5 protein-coding genes are annotated in these 7591 nt (G+C 43.2%); all 5 read right to left on the bottom strand.

Annotated features, from left to right (window positions below; genetic code table 11):
• A partial coding sequence (locus ACLNCN_RS02275; RefSeq protein ID WP_424844537.1) for an FtsX-like permease family protein occupies positions 1-1727 on the bottom strand: 1727 nt, incomplete at its 3' end.
• A gap of 1 nt (position 1728) precedes the next feature.
• On the bottom strand, positions 1729-2430 hold the full coding sequence (locus ACLNCN_RS02270) for an ABC transporter ATP-binding protein (protein WP_045611171.1): 702 nt from the start codon (positions 2428-2430) through the stop codon (positions 1729-1731).
• A 245-nt stretch (positions 2431-2675) separates the two neighbouring features.
• Positions 2676-5087, bottom strand: coding sequence for a glycoside hydrolase family 95 protein (locus tag ACLNCN_RS02265; RefSeq protein ID WP_045611169.1), 2412 nt, complete (start codon positions 5085-5087; stop codon positions 2676-2678).
• Between the two features lie 52 nt (positions 5088-5139).
• Positions 5140-5832 (bottom strand): phosphoglycerate mutase, encoded by a 693-nt coding sequence (locus ACLNCN_RS02260; protein ID WP_000240129.1) that lies wholly within the window; start codon positions 5830-5832, stop codon positions 5140-5142.
• Positions 5833-5977: 145 nt separating this feature from the next.
• Positions 5978-7591: class I tRNA ligase family protein (locus tag ACLNCN_RS02255; protein WP_424844536.1), on the bottom strand; the 1614-nt coding region annotated here is incomplete at its 5' end.

Below are 7591 nucleotides of genomic sequence, written 5' to 3'. Positions count from 1 at the left end.
GGAACTCCTGCTACAGAGGATTGGATTCCTAAACCTGCAAAAAGCAGAGCAACTGAACCTGCCACACCAAAGATTGTCATCAACATCCGTTGCTTATAACGGAAGATATTGCGGGCTGTTACCTTATGGGTAAAACTGAGACGACGCCAGATAAAACCGATGCGCTCCAGTAAGATTTTAGCTCCTTTGACAGGTGGTTTAGGCAGTAAAAGCTGGGCTGCTTCATCGTGTAGTTCCCTACGAGCCACCAGGTAGGCCGGTAACACACTCGCCAACCAACTTAAACCAAGAGCTAATAAACTATAGCTCCAATAGAACTGAATCTGGGTTTCTCCCACTACCATACCTTTTGTAATGACACTTGAAATTACACTGGCTAGTAAATAATGGCCAAGTATACTACCTAGAGCTGTTCCGACAGTCCCAGCTACTAGGCCGTAGAGGAGAAACTTGGCGATAATATCCTTGCTACGATAGCCCAAGGCCTTAAAAATACCTGCATGTGTTCTCTCTTCATCCACAAAGCGAGTCATTGTTGTAAAGGTCACCATAGCTGCTACAGCATAAAGCACTACAGGAAAGATATTGCCCACTGCCCGAATACTGGCTGAAGCATTACTGTACATGAGGTAGCCTTGACCGCCAGGCATGGTCTGACGATTATAGACTTGATACTTGGGCTCAGCTAAATCATCCAAGACTTGCTGATGTTTTTCTAATTTTTCCTTTTCTTGGGCTAGATTTTGTTCAGCCTGCTTTAGTTTGTCCTCTTCCTTGCTCAATTCCTTCTTGGCTTGGGTAAGTTGAGAACTAGCCTGCTCTCTCTGATTTTGAGGAAGCAAGGCTAGTTGACTTTCCTGAGCCTGTAAACGAGCTTGAGCAGTTGCTAAACGACGCTTGCCTTCCTGCAAATTAGTATCAGCCTTGTCAAGGGTCTCTTGGCCTTTGTCTAGAGACTCTTGTCCTTCTTTTTTCAACACTTGCAGACGTGCCTTGCCATTATCTGACAAAGCTTGTTCTAGGTCTTCCTGATGCTGTTTGGATTTTTCTTCATAAGTTGCTGAAAAAGCATTTAAACCTGACAAATCTTGATATTTTAAACGAGCTATATTGTAGACTTTCTGATCAAACTGACTAGGTAAAATCACCCCATAAGCTGTCAGAGTCCCACTTCCACTTCCTGCGTAGCCCATATCTCGCTGGGAGAGGATTTCAGCTGAATCCACAAAACCAGTAATGGTATAAGTATGGTCTTTTAAAGAGGAATGACCCTCTTCTTTTTCTTTAAAACTAATCTCCTGTCCCACGCTGTATTGGCCTTGCAAATGAGTGGCCAATGCGATTTCCTTGTCTGACTGAGGAAGTCGTCCCTCTCTTAGCTGAAAGGTTGAAATTCGCTCTGGTTTGGAGTACAGCCGAATGGCATTCTGCCCATTCTCCATAGTCACATCTGTCAAATAGCCAAACTCAACCTCTGCGCCCTGGGTCTGTTCTAGTTCTTCTTGATCTGCTTGATCCAAACCATAATTAGACATAACTGCCAAATCCAAGGTTTGAGCAGTTGTTAAATAAGCATTAGCTGTTGCCTCCATGTTGGGGCTAGTCACTTTGAGGCCTACAAGGGCTAGAGATCCCAACATCATCAAGGTCAAGATGGATAAGAAACGCCCCTTGGAGCCTGTGAAAGACTGAATTAAGTCCTTCCAATAGGTTTTTCGCTTGATCATGCTAGTACTCCAAACTGTCGATATCCTGAGGATGCTCGTTGATCACCACATCCTTGACACTGGCATCGTGCATATGAATCACGCGATCAGCAATGGGCGCCAAAGCTCCATTGTGAGTCACGATGATCACCGTCGCTCCCTTTTGACGAGACATATCTTGGAGAATTTTCAAAACCTGCTTACCCGTCTGATAATCCAAGGCGCCTGTCGGTTCATCACAAAGGAGAATTTTAGGATTTTTGGCTACCGCGCGTGCAATGGAGACTCGCTGTTGCTCCCCTCCAGAAAGCTGGGCTGGAAAGTTATTGAGACGATGAGCCAGACCTACATCTGTCAAGACCTGTTCAGGATTCAAGGCATCTGTCACGATTTCTGAAGCCAACTCCACATTTTCCTTAGCGGTTAGATTGGAAACTAGATTATAAAACTGAAAAACAAATCCTACATCATTGCGGCGGTAATTGGTACGCTGGTGGGAACTATAGTCTGCAATATTGGCACCATCAATCCAGATTTCCCCTTCATCATTAGTATCCATCCCCCCAAGAAGGTTAAGAACCGTTGACTTGCCTGCACCAGACGCACCTAGAATAATAACCAATTCACCCTTTTCAATCTCAAAATTCACATCGCGATTGGCCACAATCTCCGTGTCCCCAACCTGGTAACGCTTGTAACAGTGTTTCATCTCAATATAAGCCATAAGCCCCACCCTCTCTCAAACAAATTATACTACTCGAAAATCTCTTCAAACCACGTCAGCTTCCATCTGCAACCTCAAAACACTGTTTTGAGCAACCTGCGGCTAGCTTCCTAGTTTGCTCTTTGATTTTCATTGAGTATTACTTCCTATTACCATTATAACGCTTTTTCAACTAGTTGGAAACTGCTTACATTCTCAAATCCTTATTAAAAGGCAGTCTCAAACTACTGCCTTCTATCACCTTCTTAAAAATAAAATTGAACAAGATCACCTTCTGCTGTTGCCACCGAAATACAATCTTTCCCCATGCATTTCGCTTTTATTTTTTCTTTATCCAATTTAATCACACTCTTCTCAATACCTGGATAAGAGACTCGCAATTCTCCCCCACTTCTTGATAAAATGGTCAACTGTAAGAGTTTTTTATCCGCCCACCTCATGCTAACTTCAAAATGTCCACGTGCCATTAAGCCTGAAACGGAACCTGTTGACCATGCATCGGGTAGGGCGGCTAGAGGTACCAGATAAGCTGTATGAGACTGGAGCAACATTTCTGCCATGCCACTAGTAGCACCAAAATTACCATCTATTTGAAAAGGAGGATGGCTACACCAAAGATTTGGCAAAGTGGATGACTTTAACTGGTCTGCTAATAATTTATAGGCTCGATTGCCATCTCCTAGACGCGCCCAAAGATTGATCTTATTAGCCTTGGACCAGCCTGTGCCGCCATCTCCACGATTATTGAGGCTAGCACGCGCCGCTTCAAGATACTCTTGTCCCTTGTAGCTAAAGAGATTTCCAGGATAGAGTCCCACTAGATGGGAAGCGTGCCGATGCTGGGCCTCCACTTTTTCATTTTGAAAATATTGCTCTTCCTCCTCATACCACTCCCTGATTCGACCAGATTGAGTGATTTGAAGAGGATTAAGCAAATCAAACTTCTCCTTGACTTCCGTCAACAAGTCCTCATCCAGTTCCAATTTCTGAGCAGCCTGAATAAAATCATGAAATAACTGCCAAATCAGAGATTGGTCATAGGTATTGCCAATCGAAATCGGCCCATGTTCTGGCGAATAAGACGGAGAAGAGACCCAACGCTGCGCCTGCTGATCCTTATGTAAAAAGACATTCCAAAAACGAACCGTTTCCCTTAACATGGGATAAATTTTCTCCCTGAGATAGTCTTGGTCCCTATAAAATGAATAGGCTTCATAAACAGTTTGCATCATCCACGCATTGGCAGCTGGTGACCAACCCCAATAGTAATCCCAACCAGGTGCCGTCCAACCAAAGGGTGTCGCTTGAGTATGAACCAACCAACCGTTCTCCTCCCCTTCCTGAGAGACGATTGCTGCATACCTTGCAGCCGCTAGACGACCATAGACACGCAAATCATCTATATAGTTGATGACTGGGAAAGCCGTCTCTAGGAGATTGGTAACATAGGCTGGCCAATAATTCATCTGCAGGTTGATATTCAAGTGATAGTCCGAATTCCAAGGAGGATTATCGACTGCATTCCAGACCCCTTGTAGGTTAGCTGGTAGAGCATCTGGACAATCTCTGGAAGAACTAATCAGTAAATACCGTCCATACTGGAAGAACAACTCCTCCAAAGCCTGCCCCTCTTGTGGCTTATAATTTTTTAACAAATCATCTGTAGTGGATGCATCAATCTCAGCTCCCAAATCCAATTGAACACGCTGGAATAAGGCTTGGTAGTCCTCAATATGCCTTGATTTCAATTGGGCATAGCCCTTTTCTTTAGCTATCTCCACTAAGTCCTTTACCTGTTGCTCTAAATCTATTTTCTTGCGATAATTACTAGCAGGATTTTGGGCAAAATCAGTCTTAGCAGCCAAGAAAAGATTGGCATAACTGGCTCCTGATATCTGAACCTTATCTGACCAAACTCTAATATCCCCATCTGTTTCCCAAGCTAGACAACTAGCAAATTGGAGGGCATTGTCCTTGACCCGCCCCTTCAACAAGATATGAGAAGCAGAGATATCCAGCTGGCATTTCTTATAATCAGACTTCTCCTGCTCATACTTTCCATCAGAAGCCAAATCACGACTTAGCGACAGTTCTATAGTAAAATCTAGAGTTTCCGCCCCTTCCTTAGTAAAGCGCTGAACCAAGAGATCATCTGGAAAACTCGCAAAAGCTTCACGTTCAAATTTCGTTCCCTTATAGACATAAGAAGTCGTCGCAAGCGCCTTGCTGATATTAAGCTGTCTCTGGTAATCCGTCACCTGAGACAAAGTTGTACCTTGCTGGCTGAACTCAATGAAAATATCTCCAAAGGACAGATAGGTCCCATATTGACTCGTTTGGGGCCCAACTAGGTGCTGTTCAGCCAGTTCCTTAGCCCGATTGTAATCTCTCTTTTCCAAAGCCTGCCGAATCTCAGCTAAAAAACCATACTGGTCCTGAAGATTTCCACCCTGATAATCGGAACTATCAGGAAGTGGACCACCAGACCAGAGACTTTTTTCATTGAATTGAATCCGCTCAACCCCTATAAGGCCAAATACTTTTGCCCCTAAAGAACCATTGCCTATTGGTAAAGCCTCTTCTTCCCAACCCTTATATGTTGTTGACGCTGGTTGCTTGTAAGCCAATACATAATCTTGTTTTTTATTCCTTATCATACTTCCATACTAACATAAAAAGCCTAGAAATCAATTCTAGACTTACATTTTTTTATTTTCCAAGGTAGTATTCAGAAACTACGTTCAATTTTTCGTCAAATTCGAATACCAATGGTGGGAAGTTAGGGATTTCCACGTCCATGATTTCGTCATCTGACAAACCTTTGATGTGTTTTACAAGGGCACGGATTGAGTTACCGTGAGCTCCTACGAATACGTTTTTACCATCTTTAAGAGCTGGAGCGATTTTATCTTCCCAGAATGGAAGGGCACGTTCCAAAGTCACTTTCAAGTTTTCAGCATCTGGGATAACTGAGTCGTCAAGTGAAGCGTAACGACGGTCAGTGTGAGCTGAGTGCTCATCATCACGATCCATGTTTGGAGGCAATACATCGTATGAACGACGCCAGATGTGAACTTGCTCATCACCAAATTGTTCAGCAGCTTCAGCTTTGTTTTTACCAGTCAAACCACCGTAGTGACGTTCGTTCAAACGCCATGATTTTTCAACTGGAACCCACAATTGGTCAGAAGCTTCAAGAGCCAAGTTAGTTGTTTTGATCGCACGTTTCAATACTGAAGTATAAGCTTGGTCAAATTCGATACCAGCTTCTTTGATCAATTTACCAGCGTCAATCGCTTGTTGTGTACCTTTTTCAGACAAATCAACATCAGCCCAACCAGTGAAAAGGTTAGCTTTGTTCCATTCAGACTCACCGTGGCGAGCAAAAACCAATTTTACCATTAGATGGATTCTCCTTTAAATTTTCCGAGGTTTCCCCTCGTTTATCTATTCTATTTTACACAATTTTTCACAAAAAAGCTAGTCAAAACCAAAAAGGAAAGGACTGTTTGGCAATCCTTTTCCTTATTAGTATCATACAACAACCTTATTTCTCTTCAAATCCTTCTGCGACTGCGTCCGCAAAATTTTCTTCTACGATGCTTGCACAGTGGTCACAGATAACTGCGTGGTAGCTGCGTTTTGCTGTTGTTGGGTCGATACGACGGCAACGGTCACATACTTGGCCTGCAGCACGTTCAACTGTAAAGGCTACATCTTCGAAGCTAACGGCAGATTCTGGAGCTGGTCCTTCTGCGATGGTCAAGTCTGACACGATTAAAAGTTGAGCTACATTGCTGTTTACTGCTTCGAGTAGAGTTTTCACCACTTCATTTGGATAAACTGTCAAGTGAGCTTCAAGTGATTTACCGATTACTTTTGCATTACGAGCTTCTTCCAAGGCTTTTTGAGCTTGTCCACGGAAGTCCATGAAGGCTGCCCATGTATCCAAGATTTCTTCTTGGTTAGCAAAAGTTTCTGCTTCTGGCAATTCTGACAATTGAACGAAGTCTTCAGCTTCAAACTCAAGATATGACCATATTTCCTCCGCAGTGTGAGGAAGGATTGGTGTCAAGAGTTTGGTGATTTTCACAAGAATGTCATAGAAGACAGTCTGCATTTGATGACGTTCCAGTGATTTTGCACCTTCGATATAAACAACGTCCTTAGCAAAATCAAGGTAGAATGCTGATAAATCAACGTTGATAAAGTTCACCAAGGCCTTGTAGATTGTCAAGAATTCAAAGTTTGCATAAGCATCACGAATGGTCTTAACAAGCTGGTTAAAGCGAATCGTCATGTACTTATCAACTGAACGAAGTTCATCGTAAGCGACTGCATCTTGAGCTGGGTTAAAGTCAGAAGTATTGGCAATCAAGAAACGAAGGGTGTTACGAATCTTACGGTAAGTTTCAGAGACTTGGCTCAAGATATCCATAGAGATACGTACATCATTGCTTGAGTCTACACTTGTTACCCAAAGACGCAAGATTTCCGCACCAAATTGTTTTTCAACATCGCTTGGAGCAATGGTATTTCCAAGAGATTTAGACATCTTCTCACCTTTACCGTCAAGAGCAAAACCTTGTGACAAGATTTGTTTGTAAGGTGCTACGCCATGGTTGGCAACAGATGTGATGAGTGATGAGTTGAACCAACCACGGTACTGGTCAGAACCTTCTAGGTAAAGGTCTGCTGGGTAAGTCAACTCAGGACGGTTTACCACAACTCCATTCCATGATGAACCTGAGTCAAACCAAACGTCCATGATATCTGTTTCTTTTTTGAACTCACCATTTGGTGAACCTGGATGAGTAAATCCTTCTGGTAAGAGGTCTTTGGCATCACGTTCCCACCAAATGCTTGAACCATGTTCCTCAAAGAGTTGAGCCACGTGTTCAATCGTTTCAGCAGTCATGATCGCTGTACCATCTTCAGCGTAGAAGATAGGAAGTGGAACACCCCAAGCACGTTGACGAGAGATAACCCAGTCGCCACGGTCACGAATCATATTGTAAAGACGAACTTTACCCCATTCTGAGTGGAATTTCACTTTTTCAATTTCGTCCAAGATTTCTTGGCGGAATTTAGAAACTGAGGCAAACCATTGTGGTACTGCACGCCAGATGATTGGTTTCTTAGTACGCCAGTCAAATGGATA

It is taken from the genome of Streptococcus sp. CL8.13 (assembly GCF_049737895.1).
The sequence above is the reverse complement of the archived record's forward strand: the minus strand, read 5'-3'. Positions and strand labels throughout refer to the sequence as shown.